Annotated in this window: 13 protein-coding genes; 7 read left to right on the forward strand and 6 right to left on the reverse strand. The window is 35.2% G+C overall.

The features are described from left to right. From ACFE0M_RS03600 to ACFE0M_RS03610, 3 genes are all read left to right on the forward strand, one after another. On the forward strand, positions 1–300 hold a 300-nt coding region (locus ACFE0M_RS03600; RefSeq protein ID WP_434544373.1), incomplete at its 5' end, for an SIS domain-containing protein. Then, positions 290–1,828: a YifB family Mg chelatase-like AAA ATPase gene (locus ACFE0M_RS03605; RefSeq protein WP_434544374.1), complete on the forward strand. Its 1,539-nt coding sequence runs from the start codon at positions 290–292 to the stop codon at positions 1,826–1,828. The genes ACFE0M_RS03600 and ACFE0M_RS03605, both read left to right, overlap by 11 nt. Then, positions 1,816–2,430, forward strand: a complete 615-nt coding sequence (locus tag ACFE0M_RS03610) for a DUF6134 family protein (RefSeq protein WP_434544375.1) — start codon at positions 1,816–1,818, stop codon at positions 2,428–2,430. Before ACFE0M_RS03605 ends, ACFE0M_RS03610 begins: the two co-directional genes overlap by 13 nt. Here the strand turns inward: ACFE0M_RS03610 and ACFE0M_RS03615 are convergent. The 4 genes from ACFE0M_RS03615 to ACFE0M_RS03630 form a co-directional block, all read right to left on the reverse strand. Next, positions 2,410–4,575, reverse strand: coding sequence for a 7TM diverse intracellular signaling domain-containing protein (locus ACFE0M_RS03615; protein ID WP_434544376.1), 2,166 nt, complete (start codon positions 4,573–4,575; stop codon positions 2,410–2,412). The two genes, ACFE0M_RS03610 and ACFE0M_RS03615, sit on opposite strands and share 21 nt — an antisense overlap. Positions 4,576–4,734: 159 nt before the next feature. Beyond that, positions 4,735–6,063 carry a RagB/SusD family nutrient uptake outer membrane protein gene (locus ACFE0M_RS03620; RefSeq protein WP_434544377.1) on the reverse strand — a complete coding sequence of 443 codons (1,329 nt, stop codon included), beginning with the start codon at positions 6,061–6,063 and terminating at the stop codon, positions 4,735–4,737. A gap of 11 nt (positions 6,064–6,074) precedes the next feature. Further along, positions 6,075–8,999, reverse strand: coding sequence for a SusC/RagA family TonB-linked outer membrane protein (locus ACFE0M_RS03625; RefSeq protein ID WP_434544378.1), 2,925 nt, complete (start codon positions 8,997–8,999; stop codon positions 6,075–6,077). A 184-nt stretch (positions 9,000–9,183) separates the two neighbouring features. Continuing rightward, positions 9,184–10,242, reverse strand: coding sequence for an ArsO family NAD(P)H-dependent flavin-containing monooxygenase (locus tag ACFE0M_RS03630; RefSeq protein WP_434544379.1), 1,059 nt, complete (start codon positions 10,240–10,242; stop codon positions 9,184–9,186). A gap of 234 nt (positions 10,243–10,476) precedes the next feature. On the opposite strand from ACFE0M_RS03630, the gene ACFE0M_RS03635 reads away from it, so the two are divergent. The 4 genes from ACFE0M_RS03635 (at position 10,477) to ACFE0M_RS03650 (ending at position 14,041) form a co-directional block, all read left to right on the forward strand. Then, entirely contained in the window at positions 10,477–10,758 is a 282-nt protein-coding gene (locus tag ACFE0M_RS03635; RefSeq protein WP_434544380.1) for a DUF427 domain-containing protein, read from the forward strand. A 28-nt stretch (positions 10,759–10,786) separates the two neighbouring features. Beyond that, a complete protein-coding gene (locus ACFE0M_RS03640) occupies positions 10,787–11,794 on the forward strand; it encodes a potassium channel family protein (protein ID WP_434544381.1) in 1,008 nt (335 codons plus the stop codon). 284 nt (positions 11,795–12,078) lie between these two features. After that, positions 12,079–13,125 (forward strand): DUF4221 family protein, encoded by a 1,047-nt coding sequence (locus tag ACFE0M_RS03645; protein WP_434544382.1) that lies wholly within the window; start codon positions 12,079–12,081, stop codon positions 13,123–13,125. Continuing rightward, the gene (locus tag ACFE0M_RS03650) at positions 13,082–14,041 is read left to right on the forward strand and encodes a hypothetical protein (RefSeq protein WP_434544383.1); all 960 of its coding nucleotides are present in this window, start codon (positions 13,082–13,084) and stop codon (positions 14,039–14,041) included. The genes ACFE0M_RS03645 and ACFE0M_RS03650 overlap by 44 nt, the downstream gene beginning before the upstream one ends. 55 nt (positions 14,042–14,096) lie before the next feature. Here the strand turns inward: ACFE0M_RS03650 and ACFE0M_RS03655 are convergent, their stop codons facing one another. Further along, positions 14,097–15,416 (reverse strand): aspartate kinase, encoded by a 1,320-nt coding sequence (locus ACFE0M_RS03655; protein ID WP_434544384.1) that lies wholly within the window; start codon positions 15,414–15,416, stop codon positions 14,097–14,099. Continuing rightward, the gene (gene ribH / locus ACFE0M_RS03660) at positions 15,413–15,901 is read right to left on the reverse strand and encodes a 6,7-dimethyl-8-ribityllumazine synthase (RefSeq protein ID WP_434544385.1); all 489 of its coding nucleotides are present in this window, start codon (positions 15,899–15,901) and stop codon (positions 15,413–15,415) included. The genes ACFE0M_RS03655 and ribH overlap by 4 nt, the downstream gene beginning before the upstream one ends. Positions 15,902–16,206 lie beyond the last annotated feature (305 nt).

Here is a 16,206-nt window from a genome sequence, read left to right on the forward strand (position 1 = left end):
GGATTTGATTTTATTTTCAGCAGAGCTCTTGAAGCATTGGGCAGAAATGAGGACGTTTTATTGGCCATTAGTACTAGTGGCAATTCCCAAAATATTTTAGAAGCCTGTAAAGTAGCTAAAGCCAAAGGCATGAAGATCATAGGGTTGACCGGAAAGGGTGGAGGGAAGCTAGCCAAAGAATGCGATGTGGAAATCCGAGTTCCACATGATGGATATGCAGACCGAATTCAAGAAATTCACATCAAAATAATTCACATTTTTATTTTACTGATTGAAAAGAGATTAGGGTATGTTAGCTAAATCTTATGGAAGTTCAGTTTATGGAGTAGATGCCAATGTAATCACCATAGAAGTGAATGTAAGCCAAGGGATGAAGTTTTTTATGGTAGGTTTACCCGATAATGCCATAAAAGAAAGTGAGCATAGAATAGATGCCGCCATAAAATATAGTGGTTACAGAATGCCACGGCAGAAAGTAGTGGTCAATTTGGCCCCAGCTGATGTTAAGAAAGAAGGATCGGCCTATGATTTACCCATTGCTTTAGGAATCCTGAAGGGCTCAGAGCAAATTTTTACAGAAGAATTAGAGCATTATATGATCATGGGCGAACTGGCATTGGATGGCACGCTTCGACCCATAAAAGGAGTTTTACCTATTGCCATAGAAGCTAGAAAAAAAGGTTTTAAAGGATTCATACTTCCAAAAGAAAATGCTGCTGAGGCGGCCATTGTGAATAATTTGGATGTCATAGGAGTTCAAAACCTGAATGAAGCCATAGGAGTTTTGGAAGGTACTTCTGATATAAAGCCAGAAGAAATGGACACGCGTGATATCTTCTTCACTAATTTGAACGATTATGAAGCTGATTTTGCCGATGTACAAGGGCAGGAAAATATCAAGAGGGCATTGGAAATAGCCGCTGCTGGAGGTCATAATGTGATTATGGTAGGGCCTCCCGGAGCAGGTAAAACAATGCTGGCTAAAAGATTTCCTTCTATTTTACCGCCTTTGAGCCTAACTGAAGCATTAGAAACTACCAAAATTCATTCAGTTGCCGGTAGGTTGGGAGCTAATGCTTCTTTGATTGCCACGCGTCCTTATCGAGCACCACATCATACAATTTCAGATGTTGCTTTAGTTGGTGGGGGTGGGATTCCTCAACCCGGTGAAATTTCTTTAGCCAATAATGGGGTGCTCTTTTTAGATGAACTGCCAGAATTTAAAAGAACTGTTTTGGAAGTGATGCGACAACCCTTAGAGGAGCGCAGGGTGACCATTTCAAGGGCAAAAGTTTCGGTGGATTTTCCGGCCAATTTTATGTTGCTGGCCAGTATGAACCCTTGTCCATGTGGGTATTACAATCATCCTGAGAAAGAGTGCGTGTGTCCTCCTGGTTCTGTTAAAAGATATTTGAATAAAGTCAGCGGGCCACTTTTGGACAGGATTGATTTACATGTGGAAGTTACACCAGTTTCTTTTGACCAGATGACGGCTGACCGGAAAGCAGAAAGCAGTGAGACCATTAGAAAAAGAGTAATTGCGGCCAAAGAAATTCAAGAAAAGAGGTTTGATGGTATGGCAGATGTGCATTCAAATGCTTTGATGCCCTCACAAATGGTAAAGGAAGTTTGTGTAATAAACTCAGCAGGAAAGGCGTTGCTTAAGAATGCAATGGAAAAACTGGGACTTTCCGCCAGGGCGTATGATAGAATTATGAAAGTTTCTCGCACAATTGCAGATTTAGCAGGAAGTGAAGATATTAAAATTGAACATTTGGCGGAAGCCATTCAATATAGAAGTTTAGACAGAGAAGAATGGGCAGGATAAAAATAATTTTCATTATACTTTTAATTTCCATAACGGGTTTCAATTTATATTCCCAAGAACTGGTTTATGATGTTTCCATACATGGAAAACCAGTAGGAAATATGTTGGTGACCAAAAAATCATTGGATAGTGGCAAAGTTTATTATTCGGCTGTGATGGATTTAGAGTATAAACTTTTTAGACCTACTCAAATGGTGCAATTAATAGAGGCAATTTATCAAAATGATACTTTGCGTCAAGCCTATTTTGTGGATAAGAGGAACGGTGAAATAGTGGAGGAAGCTAAAATTGAGCAACTTCTCGGTAGAAAATATTATAGGACTACTAGGGATACAACTAAAAGTTGGTATGAGAAAGCAATTTTAAAAAGTACTGTTAAACTTTATTTCAACCCTCCTGAGAAAAGAGATTCTGTTTTTTCCGAAATTACGCATCAATATCAAAAAATAGCCAAATTGCCAGAGGAAAACCGTTTTATGATGATGAGTAATGAGGGTGAAAAAACAATTATAAGTTATAATGAAATGGGAATTTGTACGCAACGAGATTTTAATATAGGGTCTGTGGAATACTCCCTGAAATTAAGCAAGCGGAAAGATTAAGGTAAAAGTAGTTCCTTTATCCAATTCACTTTCCACCTTAATTTCACCACCCAAAATTTCCATTTGACTTTTTACAAGGTATAAACCTAATCCTTTTCCTTCTACATGGGTGTGAAATCGCTTATACATTCCAAAGATTTTATCCTTATTTTTTTCCAAGTCAATGCCAACTCCATTGTCAGAAAAAATTATGGTTTTATAATCCTCATGGGATTTTGTGGTAATCTTAATCTTAAGTCTTCTTTTATCAGATCGATATTTTATAGCATTTGAAATTAAATTATAGAAAATGCTGTCGATATATGTAGGGTTGCATTTTATTTCATTGAAAGCACTGTTTTCAAACTCAATTTCTGCCTCACTTAATTCAATCGAATTTTTCAATATTCTTTTGGTTTGCGCTAAAGTTTGGCTCAAATTGATCCATTCTTTATCTTTTTCTGCTTCTTTTCTTAAATCCAGTATGGCATTTAAATCTTTTATGACAGCATCTAAACTATCCCCTTCTTCCTTAATTTTGGATATGATATTGAGCCAATCTGATTTTTCTGTATCAGGACTGATTTCAAGTAGATGCGTAAGCCCCAATAATCTCGCCACTGGCGCTCTCAGATTATGGGCCGTCATAAATGCATATTGCTCTAATTTCTGAACATTCTGGGCTAATTCTGTATTGGTTGATTCCAAGTCAGTAGTTCTTTTGGCAACTTGAGCTTCCAAATCATCAGTATATTCTTTTAATTTTTCATTTTGTGCTTCAATTATCTGCTGAGCTTCTACCAATCTTTCATTTTTTGAGTTTAATTCTTCATTTTGCGTTAAAATTTCTTCTTGCTTTTGTTCCAGCTCAGCAGTCCTTAGGCTTACTTGTTTTTCTAATTCCTCGTTTTGTTGCTGTACTAGTTTTTGGCTCTGAGCCATCAAATCCATAGCATTTTCCTGAGCTTCTTTTTTATCGACTTCCAATAATCGATATTTATAACCAAGCGAGACGGATAATAAAATCACCTCTGTAATTGCCCCAATTTCCAATACATGGGTTGTAATGGCATTAACGGGTAGAAATCCCAAGTTTCTTAAAGTATAGAGTAAAACCCCGATTAAGTATGCGGTCCAGGCTAAGGTGAAAATACTGGCTACTTTAATTTTCTTTGTCCAAAAGTATATACCGCTAAATAACAGTACCAAACAATTTATGACGAGCGTATAGTTGGCAATTTTTAGACTTATTGCGTAATCAGCGATAAAAGCTAAAATAATAATTAATATGCCGACTGTCCTCATGATTTTAAAGACCCAATGATATCTGGGAGAGTATTTCTTGGTTTCCAAAAAACTGGAAGCAAACTGATTTCCGGAGAGAATCCATAATCCAATTCCAAAAACTATCACATGATTTGCCCACCAGGGTAGCTCATACCATAAATACATAAATGCATGGCCGTTCAAAGCCGAAAGCGTTAAAATATTACCGGTTATAATGCCAACATAATAGAGGTAATTGATAGAGCGTGCTGAAAAGGCCAAAAATAAATTGTACAACAACATCACCATCATGATTCCATAGAAAATACCATAAGCTATTTCCTCTGAAATATCTTCTGAAAACAGCTGTTCCTTGGGCTTGATATTGATAGGTAAGATAATGGAACCTTTATTTTTTATTTTTAGATATAGGGTAGTGGTATTCCCTTTATTTAAATTTAGTGGGATAATAAAATTTTTGTGCCGAATCTCTCTTTTTGAAAATTTTATCCTATCACCCATGAAACCCTCTTCCACTATTTTAGCTTCTTGAAGTATATAATAGTTTAAGGAATCGAAAGTAGGATAAGCGATTTCCAAAATGTAAGGCATTTCGAATTTATCTGGATGGTCAATTTTAATCTTCACCCAAAGGGTTATATCCTTTAACCCATAAGTAGGAATTTCTTGTTTTCCATATTCAAAAAGAGACTGATATTTTGGCGATATTATATCTTGAAAAGAAAGATGATGTTCGGGATCTTCCAAAAATTGAATTTGTTTGCCTAATCCTTCAAAAGATTGGTTTGGCTTAATGGAAATTGTCTTTTCAGCAAATGACTCACTAATATTTAGAAAAAATATAATTGCAAAAAGAAATTTCCAGCCTTTGGATATCATATCAGTTGAATCAATAATTTAAGAAAACTAATAATTTCAACTTTTGTAAACAAGAAGATGGGAAATATATCGAGTTTTTTGGGAAGGGCAGAAAATAAAAAAATCCCCATTTCGAAATGAATCAAAATGGGGATTTTCATATTATTTTAATGATTTCTATTAATCATTTTCTGTTAATGGAACAGGAAATTCAGTAAATACTTGGTCACCAGATCTATCAATTGGTAAATTATTGGCATTTAGTCTTCCATATCTCCTTAAATCCACCATGGCATGTCCTTCACACCAAAGTGAATATTGTCTTTGTGTTAACAATTCATCTGTTACAGCCGCTTCTGTTGCAGCCCCAGTGTAAGGATCCAATCCCGCGTAATCTCTAATAATATCTAAATCTGCAATTGCACCTGGTATATCTCCAGATCGAAGTTTAGCTTCTGCAGAAATTAGGACTAATTCTTCATTTCTGATGATGTCAATTGGAGAAGTCGGAGAAGGATATAAAGCGGTTTCATACTCACCATTTAATCCATCTTGAGAGGCGGCATTTTCCCTTACTGCCATTTTTCTGACTATTCTTAAATCACTCTCTTCTGCATTATCAATAAATCTGTCATGGACAACTATCATATCCCCATTATTGCCCGGTATCTTGAATAAACCATTCAGTTGGTCACCAGAAGCTGTAGAGAAACTATGTTTTGGTCCTATGGTTAAATCGCCATTCGGGTCAAAAAATGAATCTGCCAATAATCCAGCAACTGATCCCCATTCTTCTCTATAGATAGCTACTCTAGCTGCCAAAGCTCTATTAAATTGAGCAAAAGTAGCAGGTGTGTTAAAGCCATTGAATCCAGAAGATAAATCAAATGGAAAAGAGGCTCCTGCATTTCCCAATTGAGTGTTGGCAGTATTTAATAAATCTGCAATGTGAGCTAGTGCTGCATCCTTAGTTACAAATGGTCCCAAATTATCGGGGTCAGCTACATCAATCCTGATACCGTTTTCATCCAGCATATTCAAAACACGCAATTCTTGTAATGCTATTACAGTATTAGCAAAACCACGGTAGCCTGCTTTTTCCTGATCTGATACGAATTCTGTATTGTCTAGTGCATTCAATAAAATGTTTGCATTCTTCACATTGGTATAACTACCGTTATATGGTCCATTCAAATAGAATACATTGTTATCTAATTGACCACCATTTTTACCCAATAAATCCTCCGTATTTCTCGGGTCGGCATTGAACAAATATAATTCTCTGGCAATAGTTCCTGTTGAAGTAACATAAAGAGGAAGGCCATTACGCATTCCTGATTCCATTCCGACCACAATGTTGTTCAATTCATTGACTGTTGCATCTTGGTTGTACTGTTGTAAATTGGGATTATTAGGGTCAATTTGATCCTCAAATTCACATGAAAACAAAAACAGCATTGAAATTGCCATTAATCCTGATGTTATTGATTTTATATTAATATTTTTCATGATTTTTTAGTTTAAAATTCTAATGCTACGTGAAAATAAACTTGTTTAGTGGATGGGAAAGGGTTTACATCCAAACCAGTAGAAAGCCCTGTTCCGCCCTTAGCTGAAACCTCTGGGTCGTAACCTGTATAAGGCGTTACTGTCCATAAGTTTCTTCCTGATGCTCCAATTTTTATTTTATTTACAGCGCCATTAAATACGCTAACAGCTGATTCAGGCAGTCTATAATATAAAGCTATTTCTCTTAATCTCATATAAGAGGCATCCTCAATAAACCTATCCGTATTAGGGTTAGAAGTTCTTTCTTGCCCTGATGGGTCATCTAAATCCCCAGTTAATCCAGCTAAATCAGTAAGGAAAGTAGTGAGGTTTAAGTTATTCCCTCCTTGCTTTACATGAATTAAGAAACTGAAATCAAAATTCTTGAATATGGTAAAGTTGTTGAAGAATGAAGTTTGGAAATCCGGTTCTGCATCCCCCACTGTTACTACTTCTCCATCGATGGTACCTTTCAATTGAGTTACTGGTTGCCCTTCTTCAATAAAAGCAGTCCCTAAACCTAACCCAAAACCTGAACCAGCTGGAGCAAAAGGAGGAACATCTAATCTTGTAATTTTAGATCTGTTAAACCAAAAGTTTGTAGTTGAGGTCCAAACGAAATTTTCATTTTGCACTGGACTAGCGTTTAAAGCCAATTCCAATCCTTGGTTTTGCAAATCAGCCAAATTAGTTACTTCCAAAGCAAAACCAGTTGACGGTTGTAATGCTCTTTGTAGAATTAGGTCGTTGATATTTCTATTATAATAAGTGGCTGTTAGAGACAGCTTGTTATCAATAAGCGTCATATCAATGCCAGTTTCAAATTCTGAAGCAGTCTCAGGAATTAAGTCTTCACTTCCTCTTAAGCCACCTACTGAAACACCAGGAGATCCACCAATGTTAACTGCTTGAAAGCTCGTATATAGAGAACCAAAAGTTGCACTTGAACCTGTTTCACCATAAGCGGCTCTTAATTTAAACTGATTGAATAAATCTAAGGCCCAAAAATCGAAATTAGCTAAATTTAATGCTACTGATGCCTTAGGAAAGTAGTAAAACTGATTTTGGTCCGCATTTAATGTGGATTTATCAGCTCTTATTCCTAGAGTAGCTATGATTTTATCTTCATAGTTAACTTCTTGTTGCGCAAAGTATCCAAACTCCTTAACATTCTCCAAAGTTTGATCCAATTCTTGTGTACCTGATTGGCCAAGAGTCGTCTGTCCGGGTATTAATTGAGTTGCCTGATTATATACTAAATCTCTATCGAAAGTAATGTAAGTATAACCAACTTGTGAAGTCAATTGTAGTGAACCACCACCTAGATAATTATCCCAAACCAAGAAACCCTGATTATTGGTATTAAATATACTGTTTTTACCAACCCCAATAAATCCGTTTTGCAAACCTCTCTGGGCTTGATGATATTCTGGTACGTAAACATAGGTCTCAAGATTATAACTATCAAAACCACCATTCCATTTAAATTTCAAAAATGATTCATCAGATTCATATAAACTTACATCAATACTGGCGCCTTGTATAAAGCGGTTAATGACTTCATCATTTATTGCTTGATCTCTTACTAACAACATATTACCTGCCGCATTTGGATTATCCGGATAATTACCAAACTCATCAGGGAATAAATTTGCCCATGGTCTAGTAAAGGCCATGTTATATCCCATACTTAAGCCCCCTTCATTTTCATTTCCAGTGAATCCCCTTTGTGTTGTAGAATTTACAAAATTACTGGAAGTAGTGAACTTGAATCTATCATTAAATTGATGGTCAATGTTTGCACGGACACTTGCTCTAGTATAGCCGGTGTTTTTAATAATCCCTTCTTCATCTCTTAATGAAGCCCCAACATAGAATTTGGTTTTCTCACTTCCGCCAGTTGCACTAATTTTAGTATCTGTGATTAATCCTGTTTCGCCATAAATTTCTTCTTCATAATCGATTAATCCACGTCCATTTAAAGCAGCATTATATCTGGCCACTTCATCGGAGCCAAATGTTTCTTCGACTAAAGAAGGTGTCCAATCCCTTTGTCCAATTCCAACCTTTCTTTGAATGGTGCTAAAACCAATATCTTGAGTTAGATTTACTCTTGTTTCTCCTCTTTTACCTCTTTTTGTAGTAATAATAACCACCCCAGCATTGGCACGTGCACCATAAATTGCAGCGGCTGAAGGGCCTTTTAATACTTCAATATTTTCTATATCGCTTGGTGCCAAATCGGCTATTCTATTAGAGGCATTTTCTTCATTTCCTGAATTCGCTCCAGATGCATTTCTCAAACCACTTGGAATTTCTGCATTACTTACATAAACACCGTCTATAATGAATAAAGGTTGGTTATTTCCCGTAATGGAGGTAACACCTCTTAGTCTCATGGCTATTCCACCGCCCGGAGCTCCTGAACTTGAAGTGATATTTACTCCTGTTACTTTGCCGTAAAGGGCATTGTCCATAGTAGGTTGGTTGGTAATGCCTGTCAGTTCTTCGGAGGAAACCGTGGCCACTGCATTTCCTAAATTTGATCTTTTAACACTTGATGCTAAACCAGAAACCACTACCTCGTTTAATTTGGTAATATCTTCTTCCAGTCGGATAGTTAACTCTCCGCTTTGATCTGGATTAACGGCAACTTCCTTTTCTGCGAAGCCAATAAATGAAACTACTAAAATCTCAGGTTTGGAAATTTCAACTTTAAATTTTCCATCTAAATCAGTTGTAGCACCTGAAGTAGAACCTTTTTTTACCACTGTAGCTCCAATTAATGGTAATCCATCACTGGCACTAACTACCGTTCCTTCTATTACTTTATTTTGGGCGTATGAAAACGATCCAATCAAGAATAGAATAATCATTACTAGATACTGTTTTTTCATAGATTTTAAATTTTGGTTTTATGTTAATATGAGAAATAATATTGATATAACTCCTTAAACAACCAAATATGTTATCATTTTGTTAAATAAATTATATATAATCTTTGTATAAGAAAACACATGTAATTAAAACAAACGAATGATTGTTAGGCTTGTAAGATGAGCAAAATTGTGATTGACAACCTTATTTCAAGCTTTCTTGGACTTCTTTAATAGTTGCCCTAGCACTTCTGCCTACCCCAATTAATGTAGCAGAAGCAAAACCTGTCCAACCTCCATAGCCCACTAACCAAAGTTTTTTTTCTTCAGTGGATCTTGTTCCTTTAGTTTTGATTTTTCCTTTTTCGTCAGTGGTTACTATATTCTTCAAATGGTCTGTGGCATATCCAAAACCAGTACACCAAATTACAGCATCAAACTCCTCCTCTTCTCCAGATTCCCAGATGACTCCTTTTTCAGTAAATGATGTGAACCTTCCTGCAGAGTGTAAAACATCTCTTTCTCGGGCTTCTTTCACACTAGGAACCATTACGATATTGCCTAAATTATATTTGGACATATCAAACTTCTCCCCTTTTTTCTCGGCATAATATTTTGCAGATGCTTGATCAAATAATACACGGCCATCCACATCATCAGGCAAAAATTCAGGTTTTTTTTGGGTTGCCCATTGGGTATCAGCCACTTTGGAGACTTCTGCTATAATCTGGGCACCAGAGTTTCCTTCCCCCATTATTAATACCTTTTGTCCTGCAAAATCTTTTGGACTTTGATAGAAAGCGGAATGCAATTGTATTCCCTTAAAAATACCTCTACCTGCTACATTTGGTATAAAGGGATTTTTCCAAGTCCCAGTGGCGGATATTAGCCTTTTACTGTAAAAGCTTTCACGATTGGTATTAATTTTAAAATAATCCGATTTCTTTTCAACATTTTTTACCTCAATTGGTCTTTCAACAGGAAGCTTGTACCGCTTTTCATATTGACATACATAATTGATGACCTCTTCTTTAGTGGGAAATTCATTATTAGATTTAGGCATGAGCCAACCTGGCAAAGAACTGTGTTCAGCCGGAGAGAAGAGCGTTAATGAATCCCAAGCCTTTTGCCAAGCCCCTCCACATTCTTCTTGATTGTCCAAAATAATGTAATTGAGTTCTGTTCTGCGCAAATAGTAGCCACAGGCCAGTGCACTTTGGCCACCTCCTATAATAATCAGGTCGTAAATATGCTTAATTGACATCAAATTTTAGTTAAATCCGTTAGTTCAAGATATTTTAATATTTTTCAATTTATGTATTAACCCTATTTTTTCATGTTAATTATGGAAATAAAACCTGTCAGGTTTCTATGAGTTATAGGAGTAAAATGATTGTGTATTTATTATTCATTTCATGTACAAACCTGACAGGTTTGGAAAATAGAACAAATGTGCAAAAGTAGGGTAAATTTAAAAAATCATCAAAAGTTAAGAATTATGAAAGCCATTTGGAACAATCAAGTTGTAGCAGAAAGTGATGATACCATCATTATTGAAGGAAATCATTATTTCCCTCCGGAATCCATCAAAAAAGAATATTTCGAAAAGACTGATTACAATACAGTTTGTCCTTGGAAAGGAACTGCTTCTTATTATAGCTTAAAAGTAGATGGAAAAGAGAATAAAGATGCCGCTTGGTATTATCCGGACACCAAGGAAATGGCCAAAAAATTTGAAAATTATGTGGCCTTTTGGAAAGGGGTGGAGGTGATGAAATAAATATTATTTCTTTTAGCTAAATTTAAGCATGCAGTCAGCCTTAAGGAAACTTATCTATGCTTTATTAATGATTATAGCCAGTATAATGCTTGGCAGTTTAGGCTTTATGTTAATTGAAGGCTATGATTTTCGGGACGGTGTTTATATGTCCGTTATTACTTTTTCAACAGTTGGATTTAAAGAGGTTCAACCTTTGAGCGATGATGGGAAATTATTCACGGTATTTTATATTATCGTAAATTTAGGTTTATTTGCTTATACAGCTTCCGTAATTTCTTCTTTCTTATTTGAAGGGCGATTTAAGGAAATTTATAAAACCTATACAGATAAAAAGGCATTGAAAAAATTAAATAATCATATCATAATCTGTGGATTTGGCAAAAATGGAGAGATTGCCGGAAACGGTCTTCGTCTTTCAAAGAAGGATATTGTTTTTATAGAAAAAGATGCGGATGTCATTAATAATTTTGACAATGAAAAAGGCTATCAGCTATTGCATGGCGATGCAGTTTTAGAATCTGTCTTAGTGGAAGCTGGAGTTGAGAGAGCGAGTACTATTATTACCACCCTTCCCAGCGATGCCGATAATGTATTTATCACTTTAACAGCAAAAGAGCTTAATCCACAAATACAAATAATAGCCAAGGCAACAGAACGAAATACAGAAAAGAAATTAAGAAGAGCTGGAGCAGATCATGTAGTAATGCCGGATAGAGTAGGAGGCTCTTATATGGCATCCTTGGTTACAAGACCAAGTGTAGTTCAGTTTTTAGAAATTCTCAATGGCGATCAAGACTCAGAATATACCTTAGAGGAAATAAATCACAATCTGCTTAAAGATAAATTTAAAAATCTCTCCTTAGGAGAAATGGATGTTAAAAATAAGACTGGTGCTACCGTTTTGGCTTTTAAAGACAAAGAAAAAGGCTTTGTGTTTAATCCAAATTCTGAAGTGGTATGTGATGAAGGTGATGTAATTATTTTGCTTGGAGACAAGAAATCAATCAAGACCTTTAAGGATGAGTATGTTAACTAAGAATCTTCCATTTAATTATTTGTTTCTTTGAAATAAAATGAAACAAAAGTTGCATTAAAATTAGATCAAATTTATACTTAGATTTATTAATTTGGCGTTTTGATTTATATTAATATTCAACCTTATTTCATTTAATGAACCACCATTATCATTTTAAATATTTTCTCTCTATAATCTTTTTTCTTATACTTTTCTCAAGTTGTAATTCAAATACAGTTGAAAATCGATGCAATTCAGACCACGAACTGATAAAACCTAATATTATTAAAGAAATCAAGATTGATGTGGAAGGTAAGCAGTATAGCCATAAATTTTCACAAACAGCATATTTTGATAATACAGATTGGTATTTTGGCTTAGACTATTCGCAAAATTGTATAGATATCATTAACCTAACTCATCAAAATTTTCATAAATCTTTATGTTTTATAAACGATGGATCAGAGGGATCTATTGATGTGGCTGATTTTTACTTTCATAATAAGGATAGTATAATATTGCTTTCCAATTTTGGGAAAATTCAAATTATAAACTTCAATGGTGCCCTAACAGATGAGTACGACTTAAATTCTGAAAAAGCTGATAAATGGGTAGAAGATGAATTGCTGTCAGGAATAGAAAGTGGTCCTCCTCGTATCCATTATGATGATCTCTCAAAAAACCTTTATATACCAAGTTACGCTCCCGTTTACAATACAGATAGCCATTATCTTAGCTCACCAACTTTGGTTTCTTACAATTTAAAAAAACGAGAATATGAAGAAATTGGTAGTTTAATTCCAGAAGACATAAAAGGTAAAAAGGTTTCTCCAATTATTGACTCCCATGAATACAATATTGTGAAAATTGAACCATCAGGTAATATTTTAATTTCCTACATGGCTAGTAGTTTCTTTTCTTTTGGAAAATTAGGTGCATCTGATAGTCTAAAACTTTTTTGCAGGACAAGTAAATTTTTAGAGAATAATATAATTGACTTTAATGGCGATATAAATGACATTAATCACCAAAGAAACTATCAAATACAGGCAGGTAGATATGATAAATCGATTTATCTCCCCGAAATTAATAGATTTATCGTGAGTGTTAGGCATAACCAACAGCTAAAAGACTTGGGTGGGAATTTAAACAACCCATTCCATTCTGATTTCTCCATATTAGTATTAAATGAGAACTTCAAAACACTCAAAGAATTTAAAGTTCCAAAAGAAAAATACAATTTCAACAAAGTGTATCCCCATTCAAAGGGAGTACTAATATTGAAAGAAAATCCAAATGATGAAAATAATGAAGAAGACTTACTGGAGTTTAGTGTTTTTGCTATCGATTAATTTGGGGCTTAATATTACTAAAGCTCATACACAAAATTTAGATCACCTTTATTACTGCAACGAGAATACTGACATTACACAATTATTTATTATTAATCCCTTCTATTCAGTGGGACATATAATTGATAATGACAATTATTTAGTGTTGTTCAATCATGAGAACCTGCCACTAGATACACTTAATTTAGGTAATTCAAAAGACTATTTCCTCCAAAATTTAATCGTAACTGGCACCAATGAGTTTTTTATCAATGTATTAAAATATTACAAAACAATTGAAATAAAGGCTGGTAAATTGCAGATTATAGAGGAAAATGAATTAATAGAAGGAGACTATAATCTACCCGATTATGCTGATCTTGATGGTATGATCTACGGTCAATTTTTGAAAATTGATGATTTGATTTTTTTGGAAAGACCAGAGGGCAATAGAAGACGAGATATAGGCTACTCACTATATTTGTTTAAAGATGGCAAGCAATTCACATTAGTTAATAACCACAAAAGTGAGATCAAGCAAGCTTATTCAGGGTCTGGAATACGATCGAGAGTAATGGATTTAGGTAATCAACTACTAATTCCTGTTGAGAGAGCCAATAAGATGATTTTATTTGACTTAGAGACAAATGAAAGAAGGGAAATAGATTTTCCTGAAGTAGAAAAAAAAGATGAAAGTTGGAGCTGTTTTTATGATTACAAAACTAAAAAAGCTTATGCTGTCAAATTTTATAAAGACCAAGCTCATGAAATTTACGCATTAGATTTGGAAAAAGAGTCCTTTACATTTTTAGAGAAAACAGAACATAGGCCAAGAGCTTTTGTAAATGGCAAATATCACTATGCTACCAAAGAAAAAGCTGAAATCACTAATAATGAAATGATCTGTCATTATTTAAAACCGATTGAAAATAATTAGAGAAAGTAAGTTATAGGTTTGACTTAAAACCTATAACCTACTAATTAATACTTTTTCAAAAAACCCCATCATTCAACTTCTTCAAAGCCTCAGATTTATACTGAGTATCCACCACTACAGAAATATTATGGCGGCTACCTCCATAAGAAATCATACGAACCGGAACATCCTGAAGTGCTGCAAAAATCTTGCTGACCAAGCCTGGTTTTTCGGCTACCATATTGCCCACTAAGCAAATGATACTTTGCTCCTGATCTACTTCTACTTCCCCGAAAGGGCGCAATTCACTTAAAATGCTGTCCAAATAATAAATATTATCGATGGTAACCGATATGGCCACCTCTGAAGTAGTAATTACATCAATAGGTGTTTTATATTTCTCAAAAATTTCAAACACTCTTCTTAAGAAGCCATAAGCCATCAACATACGAAGTGATTTTACTTTGATGGCCACTATCCCATCCTTGGCTGCTATGGCTTTAATGCCTTCCCCGCTGCCTTCTTTGGTATGGATTAACGTACCAGGCGCTTCCGGTTTCATAGTATTTTTAAGTCGAACTGGGATGGTTTTTTTCTGAGCCGGTCTGATACAAGACGGATGCAATATTTTAGCTCCAAAATAGGCCAGCTCTGCCGCTTCTTCAAATGACAACTGCGGAATGCTAAAGGTTTTATCCACCACTCTCGGATCATTATTGTGCATACCATCAATATCCGTCCAGATTTGGATTTCATCTGCATTCAATGCGGCTCCAACCAGAGAAGCTGTGTAATCACTTCCTCCTCTTTTTAAGTTGTCTATATTGCCTTCAGCGTTGCGGCAAATATATCCTTGGGTGATAATTAGATTGGTTTCAGCGGGTTGCTTCATCAAAATATCCGATAATTCCTTATTGATAAAAGCTTCATCCGGTTCTGAAAAAGCATCCGTTCTCACAAAATCCAAGGCATTGATTAAAGCACTGTTTAATTCATGTTCTTGCAAATGCAAGTGAAAGATATTGGTGGACATCAATTCTCCTTGAGCTAATAGTTCTTTATCAATCGAATTGGTAAAAGGCTTTTCTAAACATGATTTAATAAAATCCATGCTGTCTGAAATGATACTATTGGCTTTGTTTTTGAAAACATTGGTTTCAAAAAGTTCTTCCAAAAATTCATCATATCGCTTTTGAAGCTTTTTGATGACTTTCGTAGCCTGATCATGCTCTTTTTTGCGCAATCTTTCACCTATCTCTACCAAAGTGTTGGTTACACCGCTGAGAGCAGAAAGGACTACTAATTTTTTATTGTGGTCTTTCGTGATGATTTCACGAATCTGATTCATGCCTTGAGGCGTACCAACGGAAGTGCCGCCAAATTTTAATATAATCATAATCCTTTTGCTAATCCTAACATTTTTAATGCGGTAAATGCAGCTTCATCTCCTTTGTTACCATGCTTTCCTCCGGCTCTGTCCAAAGCTTGTTGTTGTGTGTTGGGAGTCAGAACACCAAATATAACGGGTTTGTTATACTTTAGGCTGACATTGGTTATGCCATGAGCTACAGCATCACAAATGAAGTCAAAATGTTTCGTTTCTCCTTGAATCACGCAGCCTAAGCAAATAACAGCATCAATATCTTTTCTTTCTGCCATCCATTGGGCTGCTAAGCTTAATTCAAAGCTTCCGGGTACATAATGTTTTTGAATATTTTCCTTTGGTATTCCATTATCTATCAAAGTTTCGTAAGCGCCATTGTATAATGATTCCGTTACTTCTTCATTCCATTCTGAAACTACGATTGCAAATTTTTTGTCTTGCAATCCTTTCATGTTTTTACCGGAATGTTCGCTAAGGTTCTTAAGATTTGATGCCATATTTTTTAGGTTTTTATAAAAGTAAATCAAAGAAAAAAGCTTACTGCAAGTTCGTACTTCTGTTTTCTCATTAATAATAAAACTTGTCCGCAGGCGTCTAAAGACGCTTAAAAAGTCTCGCAGAGTCGCAAAGACGCAGAGTTTTCGCAAAGAAAATATTTTTTCCCGTTTCTTAGGTTCGATTTTCAGCCATAGTCTGATCAGCCAATGGCTGGAAAAATCACAAGGATATCATATTTAATACTATCCAACAAAAAAGGGACAGGCTTTTCTAAACCTATCCCTTTTATAAATTAATTTTTTCT

The organism is Marivirga sp., assembly GCF_051117495.1.
Classification (GTDB): domain Bacteria; phylum Bacteroidota; class Bacteroidia; order Cytophagales; family Cyclobacteriaceae; genus Marivirga.